This window comes from Butyricicoccus sp. AM27-36, assembly GCF_003480945.1.
GTDB lineage: Bacteria > Bacillota > Clostridia > Oscillospirales > Butyricicoccaceae > Agathobaculum > Agathobaculum butyriciproducens.
The window spans coordinates 140,039-157,687 of sequence record NZ_QUJR01000008.1 but is presented as its reverse complement, the minus strand read 5'-3'; the positions used below and the strand labels follow the sequence as shown (position 1 = coordinate 157,687).

The window sequence follows — 17,649 nt, the reverse complement described above, 5'->3', positions numbered from 1 at the left end:
CACGTTAATTACTAATTTCTCATTTCTAATTACTAATTGTCAAAACCTTTGATTAAAATACCTTTGCCATGATAGCGAGTGCTTCATCCATTTCTTCCTTCGAAATGGTGAGCGGCGGGAGCAGACGAACGGCATTTTTGCCGGCGGTGATCGCCAGAACGCCGTTTTCGATCAGCTTATTAGCAAACACGGAGTGCTTTCCTTCCTCAACGATGATGCCGAGCATGAGACCCATGCCGCGCACGCCCTTGATATTCGGCGAGCCAAGGGACAGGATGCCGTTGCGAAGGTACTCGCCTTTTTCGCGTACTTTCATCAGAAACTGGCCGTCACCGACGGTATCGAGCACGACGTTTGCTGCGGAGCAGACAATCGGCGTACCGCCGAAGGTGGTCGCGTGCGTGCCCGGCGTCAGGACGTTGCAGCAGGTATCCGCCGCCATGACAGCGCCGATCGGCATGCCGCCGCCAAGACCCTTTGCCATAGTGACAACGTCCGGCTTGATATCGTACTGCTGGAAGGCAAACAGGCTGCCGGTACGACCGATACCGGTCTGCACCTCGTCGATGATGAGCAGCATATCCTTCTCGCGGCAGAGCTTCTCTACCTCCTTGACGAACTCGCGGTCAAGCGGCAGGACACCGCCCTCACCCTGGATCAGCTCCATCATGATGGCGCAGGTCATATCGTCCGCCTTTGCGCGTACCGACTTGATGTCGTTGGCAACCGCGTAATCAAAGCCCTCGGTAAACGGGAAGAAATAGTTGTGGAAACGCTCCTGACCGGTGGCCTTCAGCGTGGTTACGGTACGTCCGTGGAAGGAATTGATGAGCGTCAGCACCTTGAAGCGGCCCTCACCATACTTGTCGAACGAGTACTTGCGCGCCAGTTTGATGGCACCCTCGTTTGCCTCGGCGCCCGAGTTGGCAAAGAATACCTTGCCGCCCAGATGCGTCTTTTCTACCAGTTTCTTGGCAACCTGAACCATCGGCTCGGTGGTGAACAGGTTGGAAACATGCATCAGCTTGTGCGCCTGCTTATCGATCGCGTCAATGATTGCCGGATTGGCATAACCCAGACAGTTTACACCGATGCCGGAAGCAAGATCGATGTACTTCTTGCCCTCAACGTCCCACAGGGTCGCACCCTCGCCGTGGTCCAGCGCAATCGGGAAACGGCCATAGGTGTTCATTACATATTTATTTTCTTCGCTTTTTAATTCATTGTAAGTCATAGGGTATCACCTTTTATTGGAGATACGGAGCGAATCATTCTCCATTCTCCATTTTCAATTCTCAATTACTGAAACATAGTGCCTGCGCCGACCTTGGAAAGCAGCTCGATCAGAATCGAATGCTTGACACGGCCGTCCAGAATGGTGGCACGCTCAACGCCCTTGCGGACTGCCTCAACACAGCAGTCTACCTTGGGGATCATGCCGCCCTTGATGATGCCGTCGCGCACCAGCTTCGGCACCTCGGACACCTTGAGACGGTGAATGACACTGTCCGGATCGTTAATGTCCTGCATCAAACCGCGTACGTCGGTCAGCAGAATCAGCTTTTTTGCACCGAGTGCAACTGCCAGCTTGCTGGCTGCGGTATCAGCGTTGATGTTGTAGTTGGTTTCATCGTCGATGCCCTGTGCAACGGTCGAAACGACCGGAATATAGCCCTGCTGCAGCACATCGATAACCGGAGCCGGATCTACGTCCATAATATCGCCGACGTAGCCGTAATCCGTACCCGAGCGGTCGGTCAGGCGCTTCGCCTGAAACAGGCCGCCGTCCATGCCGCCGAGACCGATGCCGCGGCCGCCTGCCTTCTCGATCAGGGTTACAAGGTCCTTGTTGACCTTGCCGCACAGCACCATCTGGACGATATCCATGGTTTCACGATCGGTGTAGCGCAGGCCGTTGACAAACTTGCTCTCCTTGCCGATCTTTCCCAGCATTTCATTGATCTCCGGGCCGCCGCCGTGTACGATAACGACCTTGACGCCGACCAGATTGAGCAGTACCAGATCGTGGATGACCGCGTCCTTCAGCTCCTCGTTGATCATTGCGTTGCCGCCGTATTTTACAACAACGGTCTGACCGTAATATTCCTGAATATACGGAAGTGCTTCGACCAGAATATTGGCGCGCAGCTCCGCATCAAGTTGAGTATCCATACTAATTCGTTCCTTTATCCTGTTATAAGCAGCGATTACGTTCTATAATCTCCGTTAATTTTCACATAATCGTAAGTAAGGTCGCAGCCCCATGCAGTAGCGCTGTCCTCGCCCTCATTTACGTCAACTGCAATGGTAACCTCGTTCTCGGAGAGCACCTTCTTCGCCAGATCTTCATCAAAATCCAGAGCAGCACCCTTGTCGCAGACTGCTACGCTGCCTGCTGCGGACTCGAACGCCACAGAAACGTACTCCGGACGGAACGGTGCCTTGGAATAACCCATTGCGCACAGCACGCGGCCCCAGTTTGCATCTGCGCCGAACATGGCCGCCTTGACGAGGTTGGAGCCGACAACGGCCTTGGCCAGTCGCTCAGCCGCTTCCTCGGAGCGAGAGTTCTTAACGGTGCAGGTAACCAGCTTGGTTGCACCTTCGCCGTCTGCAGCAATCTGGCGTGCCAGACGGGTGTTCACCTCGTTCAGCGCCTTGCAGAACGCCTGATATTCCTCGTCCTGCCACTCGATGAGTGTATTGCCTGCCATGCCGTTTGCAAGCACGATGCACATATCGTTGGTGGAGGTGTCGCCGTCAACCGTTACGCGGTTGTAGGTTTTCTTGACATTCTCCTGCAGCGCGTCAGTCAGCATTTCATGCGTGATGGCGCAGTCGGTCGTGATGAAGGACAGCATAGTGCCCATGTTTGGATGAATCATGCCGCTGCCCTTGCAGATGCCGCCGATGCGGCAGGTCTTGCCGCCGATGGTGAACTCAACAGCCGCCGTCTTGGGCTTGGTGTCGGTGGTCATGATGGCGCGATTTGCCTTCTCGGAGGCGTTGTCCTCCAGAACCAGTTCCGGCAGGTGCTCCTCGATGCACTCGATGTTGAGGCGCTGACCGATCACACCGGTGGATGCAACGGCAACATCGGTTTCGGCTACGCCGAGCAGCTTGGCCGCTGCCTGCGCCATACGGCGAGCGTTCTCCATACCGTCCGGTGCACAGGCGTTCGCGTTGCCCGCATTGGCAACGATCGCGCGTGCTACACCGTCCTCGAGGTGCTCCATGGTAACGTACAGCGGAGCCGCCTTAACGCGATTCATCGTGTAAGTGGCAGCCGCGGTGCATTCGCATTCGCTGAAAATGATCGCAGTATCGTCATTTAAGCGGCTTTCCTTGACGCCGCAGCGCACGCTGCCCGCCTTGAAGCCCTTTGCGGCACAAACGCCGCCTTCGATAATCTTCATAACTGTTTCCTCCTGCTGAAATCAGAGGTTTAAGCCGGTCGTTTCATCCAGACCGAGCATGATATTCATATTCTGTACGGCAGCGCCCGAAGCGCCCTTGCCGAGATTGTCAAACAGAGCGGTGACGATCGTCTGCTCCTCGTGGCCGCAGACAATGAGCTTTAAGCTGTCGTGACCGGCCAGCGTGTTGGCGTAGATCATCGGCTCTTCCCCGCCGAACGGCGCCACGGTGACAAGCTGTTGACCCTCGTAGTGCCTGGTGAGCATCGCATGCACGAGATGTGCATCTACGCCCGGGAGCATAACTGTGGTGGCCATACCCTTGTAAAAGTCACCTACGATTGGCACGAACACCGGCGCCTGCGTCAGACCGCAGATGTAGCCCATCTCCGGCAGGTGCTTATGGTGCAGGTTCAGACCGTAAATGCGCTCGGAATCGTGTCGCGGATCGCGGTTCTCGTCCTGATACTCCGCGATCATTTTCTTGCCGCCGCCGGAGTAACCGGTCAGCGAAGCACAGGTGAGCGCGGTGTCCTCGGCAATGATACCGTTTGCTACCAGCGGGTAAACCGAGGAAATAAATCCGCTTGCATGGCAGCCCGGATTGGCAACGCGCTTGGAGTTCTTGATGGCTTCGCGGTGCGCCTTGGACAGCTCGGCAAAGCCGTAATCCCAGTCCGGGTCGGTGCGATGCGCGGTCGATGCATCAATGACACGGGTGGTATCATTCTCGATGAGCGAAACCGCCTCTTTCGCCGCCGCATCCGGCAGGCACAGGAACGCAATGTCGGCTGCATTGAGGAACTTGCGGCGCTCCTCGATGTCCTTGCGCTTGTCCTCGTCGATGAGCAGCAGCTCGATGTCGTCGCGGCCACCGAGGCGCTCGTAAATCTGGAGGCCGGTTGTGCCCTCTTTGCCGTCGATGTAAATTTTAGGCTTCATCGTCCTCAACCTCCGCGATGAACTTGTCAATTTTATCAATCTGGCGGGTTACTTCCTGCGGAGCCGGGCCGCCGATGACCTTACGCTCGGCAACACAGGTGCGCAGGTCGAGTGCGTCGTATACGTCGTCACCGAACTTGTTGGAAATTGCTGCAAAGTCGCGCATGGTCATGGTCTCGAGGGTCTCATCGGCCTTGATGCACTGGTTGACCAGACGGCCGACCGTCTTGTACGCATCGCGGAACGGAACACCCTTCTTGGTCAGGTAGTCGGCGCAGTCGGTTGCGTTGATAAAGCCGCGGGAGGCTGCCTTGCGCATGTTGTCGCGGCGCAGCGTCATGGTGGAGAACATCGGCGTGAATACCTCAAGGCACTGCTTTACGGTGTCGATTGCGCCGAATACAGCCTCCTTGTCCTCCTGCATATCCTTGTTATACGCCAGCGGCAGACCCTTGAGTACGGTCAGCATGGTGGTCAGCGCACCGTAAACACGGCCGGTCTTGCCGCGGATCAGCTCGCACACGTCCGGGTTCTTCTTCTGCGGCATGATGGACGAGCCGGTGGAGTATGCGTCGTCCAGCTCAACAAACTTAAACTCCCACGAGCACCACGAAATAATCTCCTCGGACAGACGGGACAGGTGCATCATCAGGATAGACAGCGCGGAGAGCAGCTCCACGCAGTAGTCACGGTCGGATACGCCGTCGAGCGAGTTGTCGGTCAGGCGGGCAAAGCCAAGCTGCTGACGAACGAAGTCACGGTCGATCGGATAAGTGGTCGAAGCCAATGCACCTGAGCCAAGCGGCATTTCGTCCATGCGCTCGTAGCAGTCCTGCAGGCGGGATACGTCGCGCTTGAGCATGTTGGCATACGCCATCATATAATGTGCAAAGGTCGTCGGCTGTGCGCGCTGCAGATGGGTGTAGCCCGGCATAACCGCATCAAGATTCTCGCGGCTCTTTGCGGTCAGTGCCTTCATGAAGCCAAGGATCAGCTTGATGATCTCCTTGATCTCCTTCTTGACGTACAGGCGCATATCGAGTGCAACCTGATCGTTTCTCGAACGACCGGTGTGCAGACGCTTGCCGGTATCACCAATGCGCTCGGTCAGCAGCTGCTCGACGTTCATGTGGATGTCCTCGTAATCGAGCGAGAACTCTACCTTGCCGTCCTCGATATCCTTCAGAATGCCCTTAAGACCCTCAACGATCTTTTCGGCCTCATGCTCCTCGATGATGCCCTGCTTACCCAGCATGGTAGCGTGCGCGATAGAGCCGGTGATATCTTCCTTATATAAGCGGCAGTCAAACAGGATGGAAGAGTTAAAGTCGTTTACCACCAGATCGGTTTCCTTCTGGAAACGTCCTGCCCATAATTTTGCCATATCTATGTTACCTCACAAAACACTCATAGGGCGGCACACGACGGGCGTGCCGCCCTATGATTTCTTTTACTTACTTTTCAACAGACGGGAAATGATCACCGGTCTTCTTGTACAGGATCTGATCGTTCAGTGCACGAACCTTGAGCGGCAGGCCGAACAGGTTGATGAAGCCTGCGGAATCTGCCTGATCGTAGCAGTCATCCTCGTTAAAGGTTGCCATATCCTCGGAGTACAGGCTGTACGGAGAGGTTACGGAAGCCGGGATGATGTTGCCCTTGTACAGCTTCAGCTTAACATCGCCGGTAACGGTCTCCTGGGTGGAGTCAACAAATGCGGAGAGCGCCTTGCGAAGCGGCGTGTACCACTGACCGTTGTAAACCAGCTCACCGAACTTGAGAGCAACCTGATTCTTGTAGTGCGAGGTTTCCTTGTCGAGGGTGATCTCCTCCAGCTTTGCATGTGCTGCATACAGGACCGCACCGCCCGGAGTCTCATAAACGCCGCGGCTCTTCATGCCGACCAGACGGTTCTCAACGATATCGAGGATACCGATGCCGTTCTCGCCGCCCAGCTTGTTCAGCTTCTCGATCAGGGCAACGGACTCGAGCTTCTCGCCGTCAACTGCGGTCGGAACGCCCTTTTCGAAGTGGATGGTAACGTAAGTCGGCTTGTCCGGAGCCATTTCCGGAGAAACACCCAGCTCGAGGAAACCCGGCTTGTTGATCGGTGCTTCGTTAGACGGCAGCTCGAGGTCCAGACCCTCATGGCTGAGGTGCCACAGGTTCTTATCCTTGGAGTAGTTGGTCTCCTTGTTGATCTTCAGCGGAATATTGTGTGCTTCCGCATACTCGATCTCCTTCTCACGGCTATTCAGCTCCCAGAAACGCCACGGAGCAATGATGTCCATCTGCGGTGCAAATGCATGAATGGCCAGCTCGAAACGAACCTGATCGTTGCCCTTGCCGGTGCAGCCGTGGCAGATCGCGTCAGCGCCTTCCTTCAGTGCAATATCAACAATACGCTTTGCGATGATCGGACGAGCGAACGAGGTACCCAGCAGGTACTGCTCGTAGGTTGCGCCCGCCTTCATGGTCGGGATGATGTAGTCATCAACGAAGTCCTTGGTTAGATCCTCGATGTACAGCTTGGACGCGCCGGTCTTGAGCGCCTTCTCCTCCAGACCGTCCAGCTCGGTGCCCTGACCGACGTTGCCGGAAACCGCGATAACCTCACAGCCGTAATGCTCCTTCAGCCACGGAATGAGTACCGAAGTATCCAGACCGCCGGAATATGCCAGAACAACTTTGTTATATTTCTTTTCCATGTTTTTCGACCTCGCATTCTGCGTTTTTTTCGATGGTTTTATTATACTACCGCCATACTCATTTGGCAAGCAAAATTTATAATTATTTTCTCTATTGTATATTTATGCATACTATGAATTTGAATTTGATAAATAATGCTTGCACTTTCTGTAAAAACGTACTATTATATTATAAATGCACTGTGTCAAGACAGATTGCACGGAATGAATAAAAGCGCACAAAAAATGGTGCGCAAAGGGGCGTTTTTCGCAATGACCGAAAGAAATTTAACCATGCTCACTGACTTTTACGAGTTTACGATGGCGAACGGATACTTCGAAAAGGGTATCGGCAACCGCCGCGCATACTTCGATATGTTCTTCCGCCGTGTACCGGACGGCGGCGGATATGCCATCATGGCAGGCGTGGAACAGCTGATTGAATACTTCAATAACCTGCATTTTTCCGAAGAGGATATTGCATATCTTCGCAGCCGCAAGTGCTTCTCGGAGTCCTTCCTCAATTATCTGCGCGATTTTGAGTTTGAATGCGACGTATGGGCCGTACCCGAGGGTACGCCGGTATTTCCCGGCGAGCCGCTCGTAACGGTGGCCGGTCCGATGATTCAGGCACAGTTTGTCGAAACCATGATCCTGCTGACCATCAACCACCAGACCCTGATCGCCACCAAGGCAAACCGCATCACGCGTGCAGCAGAGGGCCGTACCGTACTCGAGTTCGGCTCCCGCCGGGCACAGGGCTACGACGGCGCTATCCTCGGTGCCCGCGCTGCCTACATCGGCGGCTGTCAGGGCACGGCCTGCGTTCTGTCCGACCGTGACTACAAGATTCCGGCCGGCGGCACGATGGCGCACTCCTGGGTGCAGATGTTTGACAGCGAGTACGAAGCCTTCAAGGCTTATGCGGATATTTATCCGGATAACTGCGTATTCCTGGTTGACACTTATAATGTACTCAAGTCCGGTGTGCCGAACGCAATCCGTGTCGCCAAGGAACTGGAAGCGGAAAAGGGCATCCGCGCACGCGGCATCCGTCTGGATTCCGGCGATATCGCTTACCTTTCTATCGAGGCACGCAAAATGCTCGATGCTGCAGGCTTCGAGGATATGCAGATCATGGCGTCCAACTCGCTCGATGAGTATCTGGTGCGCGACCTGCTCGTGCAGGGTGCCCGCGTAGATTCGTTCGGCATCGGCGAGCGACTCATCACCTCCAAGTCCGAGCCGGTATTCGGCGGCGTATACAAGCTGGCTGCCGTTGAGGATGAAAACGGCGAGATCATCCCGAAGATCAAGGTTTCCGAGAACGTCGAGAAGATCACCACACCGCACTTCAAGCAGGTGTACCGCCTGTTCGACAACAAGACCGGCAAGGCGCTCGGCGACGTACTCACCGTGCACGACGAGCAGATCGACGCTTCTCTGCCGTATGTACTGTTCCATCCGGTCTACACCTGGAAGCAGCGTATCGTTACCGATTATACGGTTCGTCCGCTGCGCGTACAGCTGTTCAAGCACGGCAAGTGCATTTACAACAGCCCGGATGTTGAGGACATCCGCAAGTACTGCATCCGTGAGGTCGATACACTGTGGGATCAGATCAAGCGTTTCGAGAATCCGCAAACCTACTTCGTGGATCTTTCCAAAAAGCTGTGGAGCTGCAAGAACGAGCTTCTTGAAGCCTGCCGCATCTAACAAGCAAATTCGCAGACAGCGAACCATAATATAGTGGTTCGCTGTTTCTTTGCGCCCAATCGCAAGATTGTATAAAAGCTGTGAGCATCCCTGCACAGGATTTCGCTCATGCAGCCTGTTTCAGCAGTTTTCCGCAGAAACACGCTATCTTTTCGCAGATGTAAATCGCAAGAATTTAGTAGTACATCGCACCACAGGAGATTATACTAATAATCGCGGTCAAAAAAACCGCATATTCCACACAAATCGAAGGGATACACCAATGAAAGCATTTCTATCCTCGCTGAGCCGCAGCAAGCGCTATGTTGTCGCGGAACTGCTTCTCGTTTATTTCGCACAGGGGCTGAGCTCCATCATGCTCGGCTCTGTGCTGCCGGATTTACGCGCGGCCTACGCGCTGGATTACCAGATCGGCGGCACGTTGCTGTCCGCACAGTCGATCGGCTATCTCAGCATCGGCCTGCTGTCCGGTCTGGCCGCCATCAAATGGGGACTCAAACGCGCGTACCTCATCCTATATTATGTATTCGCGGTCGGCTTTGTCATGCTGCTGACCAACGGCTCGCCGGTCTGGCTGCTGGCGGCCATGTTCCTGACCGGCATTTCCAAGGGCGCTATCACGGATTACAACAACCGCGTGATGAGCGAATACGCGAACGGCAGTGCCACTCCGCTCAACATGATGCACGCGGCGTATGCGTTCGGCGCGTGTGTGGCTCCGCTGGCTGTGCTCGCCTGCCACAAGCTGGGCGGCGACAACGGCTGGCGTCTTGCGCTCGAGATTTCCATTGTGCTGCTGACGGCTTCGTTTATCTTCGGCCTGTTCATGAAGATGGATGACGATAAATCCACGAAAACCGGGCAGAAATCCGCGACCGACTACGGATTTCTGCGCGAAAAGCTGTTCTGGCTGTGCACAGCGCTCTGCTTTTTCTACGAGGCTGTTGAGGCTTCCATGATGGGCTGGCTGACCAGCTTTTACATTGATTCCGGCGTGCTCGCCGCAGACGCTGCGCAGATCATCACTTCCCTGCTGTGGGTTTCGCTGCTGATTGGCCGCTTCTCGTGCAGTGTGATCGCTGCGAAATTCCGTCCGTGGCAGATGATCACGGTCATGTGCTTCGGCATGGCGGCATTTCTCGTGCTGCTCGTCACCGGAACCACGCTTTCCGTGCTCACGATTGCAACGATCGGTCTGGGTCTATGCATGTCCGGCATGTACGGCACAACGGTAGCCAACGCCGGAGACCTGTTCTCGCGCTATCCGGCATCCATGGGCATTTACGTTACGCTCAATGGCTTCGGCGCGGCTATGGCTCCAGCCGCGATCGGCATCGCTGCCAACCGTACGGGAATCCGCTGGGGTTTTGCTATCCTGCTGATCGCAGGCGTGCTGCTCGTTGTCTCGGCAGTGCTCAATGCACGGTATTTCAAGGGCAGACAGCACAGCAAGACGGCTTCCCGCGCCTAAAAAGCACAAAAAACCTCTCTCAAGCGTTTTGAGAGAGGTTTTATTTTTATTCCGCTGCCGTTTCCGGCTCCTGCTCGACAGCCTGCCTTGCAGCTCTTGCGGCAAGGTGTGTCTCCAGCCAACGTGAAATATCTCCGAAGGTTTCAAGTCTGTCAAGCTCGTTGAGCACCTCGTGGCGCGCATCCTTATAAAAGATGACTTCGATATTCTTCACGCCGTTGCCGCGGTACAGATTGACCGTACGGCGCACACCCTCACCGTACCGCCCAACCGGGTCCTTATCACCCGAGATGAACAGCAGCGGCAGCTCCTTCGGCGTTTTCCGGAAGGTCACCGGATTGTTCGCCTTGGTGATGAGCGTAAACAGGTCGCGGAATCCGGTCGCGGTAAACACGAAATTGCATTTTTCATCCGACTGATAGAGCGACACGACCGCCTCATCGCGGCTGAGCCAGTCAAACACGGTTTTCGGCTGCTTGATTTTCCTGTTGAAGCCCTTGAACACCAGATTGGACAGCAGTCCGCTGCGATAGGTGATGCCGCGCGAGCGCGCTACCGAATCCGCAAGATGTACGATGCTGCCGGAGGCAGCGATCGGGCCGACTGTTCCGATAAGAATGCAGCCGGACAGCTTCTCTCCGTAATCGAGCAGGTACAACCGTGCGATCAGCGAACCCATCGAGTGCCCGAGCAGGAAATACGGCAGGTCGGGATAGCGGCGCTGCATCAGGTCGGTCAGGTGCTTGACATCCTCAACAAGATACTTCCAGCCGTCGCGAGCGGCAAAAAATCCGAGATCCGCCGTGCGTGAGACCGATGCTCCATGTCCGATATGATCGTTTCCGCAGACAATAAAGCCCAGTCCGCAGAGATATTTTGCAAATGCGGTATAGCGCGAAAAATACTCGCACATGCCGTGAGACAGCTGCACGATACCGCGCACCTCTACTCCTTCGGGAACAAGAATATAATAGGTGACATTGGAAACACCATTGGCACTTTTGTAAATATTTTGCGTACACTTGATATTCATATACAACACCCGATCATGGACTGTACTTCTTTGCTGTTAATACTATACCACAAATCCACTTATCGTGCACCTGTTTTTTGATAAAGTTCACAGTTCATTTAAAAATGCACTGTCAAAAACTGCTGATTTTTAAATACCTTTCCCGACTGCAAATTATGCAGGATTACGATATCGCAAACAGCGACCGATGTGCTACAATAAAATAAATCACGGGCAGTGCTGTATTGCCCAATTCAAAAGAAAGAAGGATATACCCATGCCGTATATTGCTGTTACCACCTCCAAGGCCCTGTCCGACGAGCAGAAGGACGAGCTGAAGAAGACCATCGGCCAGAAGATTTCCCTGATTCCGGGCAAGACCGAGGCTGCTCTGATGGTTGACATTTCCGACAACCACACCATGTACTTTGCAGGCGAGAAGCGCAAGCTGGCGTACGTTGATGTTCGCTGCTACGGTTCGACCGAGTTTGAGAACAAGAAGGCGCTGACCAAGGCACTGTTTGATGCTGTCGAGCTGCACACCGGTCTGCACGATGACAGCATTTACTTGACGTACTCCGAGTTCTCCAACTGGGGCACCCGCGGTACCATGAAGTAAACCGCAGAAAGACGCTGAGAGTTTCTCGGCGTCTTTTTTGTTTCGGATGAAGAATTGAGAATGTCTGAATTTTCAGAATGTTCACATTTGGACGATTGACGTTCGCTCGCTTTCGGTCTATTATAGTTTACAAGTAAACCGTTTGCCGAAAGGAGGACACCGCATGCCCGGCTCTCCCCATGATTTTGCCGCCGATGCGTTCCACGCGGGTCAGCTGTACCGCAGCTGCTTCCGCGAGCTGACCGAAAACTGCGGCTTTACGCCAAATGAGATGTTCGTGCTGCTGTTTCTGTACCGCAACGCGCCCGAGCAGGACACCGCAACTGTCATTGCACAGGCGTGGAACGTTTCCAAGCCGCTGGTGACGCGCAGTGTGGACGGACTGCAGAGACGCGGTCTGCTCTACTGCGTACGCGACGAGAATGACCGCCGTCTGGTGCACCTGCACCTGTCTGATGAAGGACACGCTGCTGCCAAAACGCTCCATCACCGCTGCGAAACCTTTGCGCTGACACTGCAGCAGGGCATCTCCGAGCAGGAAATGCAGACCCTGTGTGGTGTGATGCGCAAGATGCAGCAAAACCTCAACGATTTACTCGAAAGGACGAAACTCACATGAATAACAACCCAAAAGGGACGAAAAACCCTAAAAAACCGCTGATCTTCTATTATGCGGTCATGCTGCTCGTGCTTATGATGCTCAACTGGTTGCTGTTTCCGAGCCTGCTGCAGCGGCAGGTTATCGAGGTCGGCTACGACGAGTTCATCGCCATGGTGGACGACGGCAAGGTGCAGACCATCGCCTACGACAAGCAGGATCAGGAAATTACCTTTGAGGCCACCAATGACAAGGGCAAGGACGCACTCTACAAGACCGGCATTTTCCCGGATGACGAGCTGGTCGGCCGCTTGCTGAAGGCCAATGTCAAGTTCGCTGCCGAGATTCCGACCCAGACCTCTCCCCTGCTGAGCATGCTCATCAGCTACGTTGTTCCGATTGTGCTCATTATCGCGGTCGGTCAGTGGCTGCAGAAAAAGATGATGAAGAACATGGGCGGCAACATGATGAGCTTCGGCAAATCCAACGCCAAGATTTACGCCGAGACCGAGACCGGCAAGACCTTTGCTGATGTCGCCGGTCAGGATGAAGCCAAGGAGGCCCTCACTGAGATCGTGGACTTCCTGCACAACCCGAACAAGTACGCTTCCATCGGTGCAAAGCTGCCCAAGGGCGCACTGCTGGTCGGCCCTCCGGGCACCGGCAAGACCTTGTTGGCGAAAGCCGTTGCCGGTGAAGCGCATGTGCCGTTCTTCTCGATTTCCGGCTCGGAGTTCGTCGAAATGTTCGTCGGCATGGGCGCGGCCAAGGTACGCGATCTGTTCAAGCAGGCCAGTGAAAAAGCACCGTGCATCGTGTTCATCGACGAGATTGATACCATCGGTAAAAAGCGCGACGGCGCAGGCATGGGCGGCAACGATGAGCGCGAGCAGACACTCAACCAGCTGCTGACCGAGATGGACGGCTTTGACGGCACCAAAGGCGTCGTTATTCTGGCGGCGACCAACCGTCCAGAGTCGCTTGACCCGGCTCTGCTGCGTCCGGGCCGTTTTGACCGCCGCATTCCGGTGCAGCTGCCCGATCTGCAGGGTCGTATCGCAATTTTGAAGGTGCACGCTAAGGATGTTCACATGTCCGGCAATATCGACTTTAACTCGATTGCCCGCGCAACCTCCGGCGCTTCCGGCGCTGACCTTGCCAACATTATCAACGAGGCGGCTCTGCGTGCCGTTCGTCTGGGACGAAACAGCGTCATTCAGGCCGATCTGGATGAGAGCGTCGAGACCGTCATTGCCGGTGCGCAGCGCAAGAACGCCGTACTCAGCGCCAAGGAGAAGGAGATCGTTGCGTATCACGAAATCGGTCACGCACTGGTGGCTGCCAAGCAGACCGACTCCGCGCCTGTCACCAAGATTACCATTGTGCCGCGTACCTCGGGCGCACTCGGCTACACCATGCAGGTGGATGAGGGCGAGCACAATCTGATGAGCAAGGACGAGCTGCTGAACAAGGTGGCAACGCTCACCGGCGGCCGTGCAGCCGAGGAGCTGATTTTCGGCTCGATTACGACCGGTGCATCCAACGACATCGAGCAGGCCACCAAGCTGACGCGCTCGATGATCACGCGCTACGGCATGAGCCGTAAGTTCGATATGGTTGCGCTCGAGACCGTGACGAATCAGTATTTGTCGGGCGATACCGCGCTCGCTTGCTCGGCGGAGACCGCTGCGAAGATTGATGAGGAAGTGATTGCCACCGTCAAGACCGCGCACGAGAAGGCCATCGGCATCCTGCAGAATAATATGGATGCCCTGCACCGTCTGGCACACTTCCTTCTGGAAAAAGAAACCATCACCGGTGAAGAATTTATGGATCTGCTGCATAAATCCGAGTAAATCTGTGCAAAAGGAAACCCTCTCTCGTAATGAGGAAGGGTTTCTTTTTGCCTATACCCACAACAAGGAACAGACCAAAAAGAGAGAGCGGACACATTGGTCCGCCCCTAAGCATATACAATTATATTTATCTGAGCGACAGAATCTCTGCCGGATGTTCAAACCTCATATCCGACATTAACTTCTCCGCCTCGGAGCACCCCCACAGGGCGAGGACGCTCTTGACGCCGGCGCTCCTGGCGCACTGCATATCGTACTCGCTGTCGCCGATATAGACGGCGTCCTCGGGTTTACAGCCGAACCGACGCAGACACTCGAGCAGAGCGTCCGGCGCAGGCTTGGGATGCTCGACATCATCCGCGCAGATGATCTCATCAAACCACGGCGTGAAGCCAATGGGTTCAATCCCCTGCTTGAGCTGCAAACGTGTCCGCGAGGTGACAATGCCACACGAACAGCCGGATTTTCTGAGTTCCTCTATCGTTTCGGGAATGCCGTCGTACATCGGGATTTCGTCCAGACGGTCATACGCCAGCGCTTCCCAGCGAGCCATGATTGGCTCAACCCGCTCGGCCGGAATGCCTAATTTCGCCAATGCGCGTCTGCCGGGCATACCGAAGGAGAAGATCAGCTGCTCGTAGGTGAACTCATAGCCGAACTCGGCAAGTGCAGTGCGCATGGCCCACTGATCTACCTTTGAGGAGTCGATCAGCGTGCCGTCAATGTCAAAAACAAAGTATTTCATGTGGTTTCCTCCATCTTTTTCGCCAAGGTAAATAACCCTCGGGTATAGTCCTGCTCGAAGGACTGAGACAGCTCTATGGTCGGCATAGCCTGCTCCGGCAGCGCCTGCGCACAGCTTTCGCGTATCCGCGATGCCTTATCGGTCAGACGGGAATCGGCATACAGCACCACCCTGTCCGGATTGATGAGCGCCGCACAGCCGCAGATGACCTTGGTGAAATAGTCGCTTATATCCGCGCCTGCAAAGTGATTCTGCGCGTATTCGAGATTGTGTTCGATTGGAAGATAATGCAGTTCTCCGGCAAAGCCTGCGGCACCGCCCCAGACCTTTCCGTTCAGCACGATACCTGCGCCTGCACCCAGCTTGCCGATGTAAATGCACACAGCGGCTTTCGGTGCGGGCGTGTACTGCGCCGCGTAGCCTGCAGCCACGACCTGCATATCACGGGCCGCCATGCACGGCAGACCGGTTTTATCGTGAAGATACGCACTAAGGCTTACGCCCCGCAGCTCAGGGTAACCGAAACTCTCGGTGACGATGCCGTTATGCATTGTTCCGGCAAAGCCGAGCATCACCGCTGCAAGCCGCGGGTAACGCGCCCTAACACGCATCAGAAGCGTGTCGAGAAATTCGCGCACATCGCCGGAGCAGGTCTGCTGTTCCTGTTCGAGCGGTGTACCGTCGAGGTCGCACACAAAACAGTGCAGCGTGTCCTGCTCCAGTCGCAGACACAGGAACAGCCGGTACTGCGGGTTCAGCCGGTACTGCATGGCGCAGCGTCCGCCGGTGGAGGCTGCCGTGCCGATTTCTTGCGCTTCTCCGCGCTCGACCATCTCATCCACAATGCGGCTGACGGTCGGAAAGCTGAGATGTGTCAGCCGCGCAAGATCGTTCTTGCCGGCAGAGCCGTGCTGCATCGCCTGCCGAAGCAGAGCCGTGTTCTCCCGCTTGAGTTTTCCTGTGTCTGCCATGGTGCACCTCTTTTCAAAACACTTTTTAATAGTGTGTTAATTTCAACATACAGTATATCCTCTGTGGGCGGTTCTGTCAATGCTGAATTAGTAATTAAGCGTTAGGAATTAACGTGAGGGTTTATTTGCTGCGTAATATTGTCCTTTCCATTCCACCCATAATATGTTATACTGTTCGCAAAGGAAGGAGGAGACAAAAAATGTCCACTACAATTTCAATCTCGGTGATGTGCTCTGTGGGGAGCCTGACCTGCGGTATACTTTCACTTGTACTGCCGCTCATTGCACTGGCCAGACGAAAAAACGCGCTGCCATTTGCAGCGGTCAGTATGGGTTTGTGCTCACTGGCGTTGCTCGGGCAGATTTTCGAGTACAATGTCCGCGTATATGCACAGGATTTCAGCGCCCTTCTGGATACATCGTTCGCTATTCGGTTCTGCGCAGTCGTACTGTTCCTGCTGGCGGCTGTTGCAAACGCGGGCGTATGCATGTACCAGATGAAACGCAGCGTAAAGCAACACCCGCAACATTAATTTACCATAGATAAATACACAATAAAACCAAAACCGCCTTTTCAGGCGGTTTTATTATTTTAACAAGGTCTTACAGCTGCCGTTTTGAGACGGATTGACCTTGCAGGTCTGACAATATTTGAAATTCATTCCTTTAGGTCTATGCAGATGGGTTAGCGGCGATGTGCCAAGCCAACGTCCCCTATGGTATACCTTTAATAACAAGATAGAATCATGTGAAGAAGGATAAATCGCTATGTCATCTTTACTATCCGATCTCCACTCTTAATTACACCGTTGATTTCCGCTTCGGCAGATTGAAGTCAATCCCGGTGAGCATTTTCACAATCCACAGCAGGAACAGCAGCACGAGCACCGGCAGCACACACGAGGTAACGATCAGCACAGCGAGTGCCTCCATGACATTGCTGAGCAGTTTTTCAAACTTTTCCGTCACGCCAGAGACCGCATTCTGCACCGAGGACGTAATACCCGACCAGAAACCGCTCTTTTCGCTGTCCGAATCCGAGTCCGAACCCGCACTGGTATCGATATCATCCGCTGCACTTTGCGCGTCCTCAATGGTCTGCGACAGAGAGGTTTCATAGGTGGCCTCGATCATGCGCGATACTGTGATGCCGCCCGGAACGGCAAGCCAAACCGCCATGCCGAACAGCGCCAGCTTGAATGCGAGTTTCGCCAGAATCTCGCTGCTGCAGAACTGCCGGACAATGAGCAGCACGCACACTGCCGGTAAAATAAACCGGAAAACCGCGTATCCGGTAATGGTGAGCAGGTATTTCTCCAGCATAATGGCGCACAGTACGATCAGAAAGTCCGACGTGAGATCAGCCAGCTTTTCTGCGATGGCGCTGCCCGTGTCTCCCGGCAGAGCCGAAACAGCTGCAGATGCTGCCGTGGAAGCCGCAGTCAGCTTCATCACAGTCGCCTGCTTTTCGTTTAAATATTCAATGCTCGTCCGGTGCGTCTCCGGTGAAGACTGCCATCCCGAAATGCCGAAAAAGCACCCGAGTCCGATCATCATCAGCAGCACACACGAAACGATTCGCTTTGTCAGTTCGTTCATTTTATCCCTCATCTCTA

16 protein-coding genes are annotated in these 17,649 nt (G+C 54.7%); 6 read left to right on the top strand and 10 right to left on the bottom strand.

Annotated elements, in window-relative coordinates; all coding sequences use genetic code 11:
* Window positions 1-52: 52 nt before the first annotated feature.
* The 6 genes from DW724_RS11905 to DW724_RS11880 form a co-directional block, all read right to left on the bottom strand.
* Window positions 53-1,234, bottom strand: coding sequence for an aspartate aminotransferase family protein (locus tag DW724_RS11905; RefSeq protein ID WP_118729826.1), 1,182 nt, complete (start codon window positions 1,232-1,234; stop codon window positions 53-55).
* Between the two features lie 65 nt (window positions 1,235-1,299).
* Window positions 1,300-2,172 carry an acetylglutamate kinase gene (argB, locus tag DW724_RS11900; RefSeq protein WP_118761622.1) on the bottom strand — a complete coding sequence of 291 codons (873 nt, stop codon included), beginning with the start codon at window positions 2,170-2,172 and terminating at the stop codon, window positions 1,300-1,302.
* A 35-nt stretch (window positions 2,173-2,207) separates the two neighbouring features.
* A complete protein-coding gene (argJ, locus tag DW724_RS11895; protein ID WP_118761621.1) occupies window positions 2,208-3,416 on the bottom strand; it encodes a bifunctional glutamate N-acetyltransferase/amino-acid acetyltransferase ArgJ in 1,209 nt (402 codons plus the stop codon).
* 21 nt (window positions 3,417-3,437) lie between these two features.
* Window positions 3,438-4,358 (bottom strand): N-acetyl-gamma-glutamyl-phosphate reductase, encoded by a 921-nt coding sequence (gene argC / locus DW724_RS11890; RefSeq protein WP_118761620.1) that lies wholly within the window; start codon window positions 4,356-4,358, stop codon window positions 3,438-3,440.
* Window positions 4,348-5,742 (bottom strand): argininosuccinate lyase, encoded by a 1,395-nt coding sequence (argH, locus tag DW724_RS11885; protein ID WP_118359490.1) that lies wholly within the window; start codon window positions 5,740-5,742, stop codon window positions 4,348-4,350. The genes argC and argH overlap by 11 nt, the downstream gene beginning before the upstream one ends.
* Window positions 5,743-5,812: 70 nt before the next feature.
* A complete protein-coding gene (locus tag DW724_RS11880) occupies window positions 5,813-7,066 on the bottom strand; it encodes an argininosuccinate synthase (RefSeq protein WP_118761619.1) in 1,254 nt (417 codons plus the stop codon).
* Between the two features lie 252 nt (window positions 7,067-7,318).
* Here DW724_RS11880 and DW724_RS11875 point away from each other — a divergent pair, with 252 nt between their 5' ends.
* On the top strand, window positions 7,319-8,761 hold the full coding sequence (locus DW724_RS11875; RefSeq protein ID WP_118359491.1) for a nicotinate phosphoribosyltransferase: 1,443 nt from the start codon (window positions 7,319-7,321) through the stop codon (window positions 8,759-8,761).
* Between the two features lie 262 nt (window positions 8,762-9,023).
* Window positions 9,024-10,232, top strand: coding sequence for an MFS transporter (locus DW724_RS11870; protein WP_118761618.1), 1,209 nt, complete (start codon window positions 9,024-9,026; stop codon window positions 10,230-10,232).
* 46 nt (window positions 10,233-10,278) lie between these two features.
* On the opposite strand, the gene DW724_RS11865 is transcribed toward DW724_RS11870, so the two are convergent.
* The gene (locus tag DW724_RS11865; RefSeq protein ID WP_118761617.1) at window positions 10,279-11,265 is read right to left on the bottom strand and encodes an alpha/beta fold hydrolase; all 987 of its coding nucleotides are present in this window, start codon (window positions 11,263-11,265) and stop codon (window positions 10,279-10,281) included.
* A 256-nt stretch (window positions 11,266-11,521) separates the two neighbouring features.
* Here DW724_RS11865 and DW724_RS11860 point away from each other — a divergent pair, with 256 nt between their 5' ends.
* The 3 genes from DW724_RS11860 to ftsH all read left to right on the top strand — a co-directional run bounded on the left by DW724_RS11860 (window position 11,522) and on the right by ftsH (window position 14,317).
* Window positions 11,522-11,863: a phenylpyruvate tautomerase MIF-related protein gene (locus DW724_RS11860; protein ID WP_158580311.1), complete on the top strand. Its 342-nt coding sequence runs from the start codon at window positions 11,522-11,524 to the stop codon at window positions 11,861-11,863.
* A 163-nt stretch (window positions 11,864-12,026) separates the two neighbouring features.
* The gene (locus DW724_RS11855) at window positions 12,027-12,482 is read left to right on the top strand and encodes a MarR family winged helix-turn-helix transcriptional regulator (protein ID WP_118729819.1); all 456 of its coding nucleotides are present in this window, start codon (window positions 12,027-12,029) and stop codon (window positions 12,480-12,482) included.
* A complete protein-coding gene (gene ftsH / locus DW724_RS11850; RefSeq protein ID WP_118761615.1) occupies window positions 12,479-14,317 on the top strand; it encodes an ATP-dependent zinc metalloprotease FtsH in 1,839 nt (612 codons plus the stop codon). Before DW724_RS11855 ends, ftsH begins: the two co-directional genes overlap by 4 nt.
* A gap of 127 nt (window positions 14,318-14,444) precedes the next feature.
* Here ftsH and DW724_RS11845 read toward each other — a convergent pair whose 3' ends face one another.
* Complete coding sequence (locus DW724_RS11845) at window positions 14,445-15,062, bottom strand: HAD family hydrolase (RefSeq protein ID WP_118761614.1); 618 nt, start codon at window positions 15,060-15,062, stop codon at window positions 14,445-14,447.
* Window positions 15,059-16,033, bottom strand: a complete 975-nt coding sequence (locus DW724_RS11840) for an ROK family protein (RefSeq protein WP_118761613.1) — start codon at window positions 16,031-16,033, stop codon at window positions 15,059-15,061. The genes DW724_RS11845 and DW724_RS11840 overlap by 4 nt, the downstream gene beginning before the upstream one ends.
* A gap of 200 nt (window positions 16,034-16,233) precedes the next feature.
* On the opposite strand from DW724_RS11840, the gene DW724_RS11835 reads away from it, so the two are divergent.
* Entirely contained in the window at window positions 16,234-16,566 is a 333-nt protein-coding gene (locus DW724_RS11835) for a hypothetical protein (RefSeq protein WP_118761612.1), read from the top strand.
* Between the two features lie 268 nt (window positions 16,567-16,834).
* Here the strand turns inward: DW724_RS11835 and DW724_RS11830 are convergent, their stop codons facing one another.
* On the bottom strand, window positions 16,835-17,632 hold the full coding sequence (locus DW724_RS11830; protein WP_118761611.1) for a hypothetical protein: 798 nt from the start codon (window positions 17,630-17,632) through the stop codon (window positions 16,835-16,837).
* Between the last annotated feature and the right edge of the window lie 17 nt (window positions 17,633-17,649).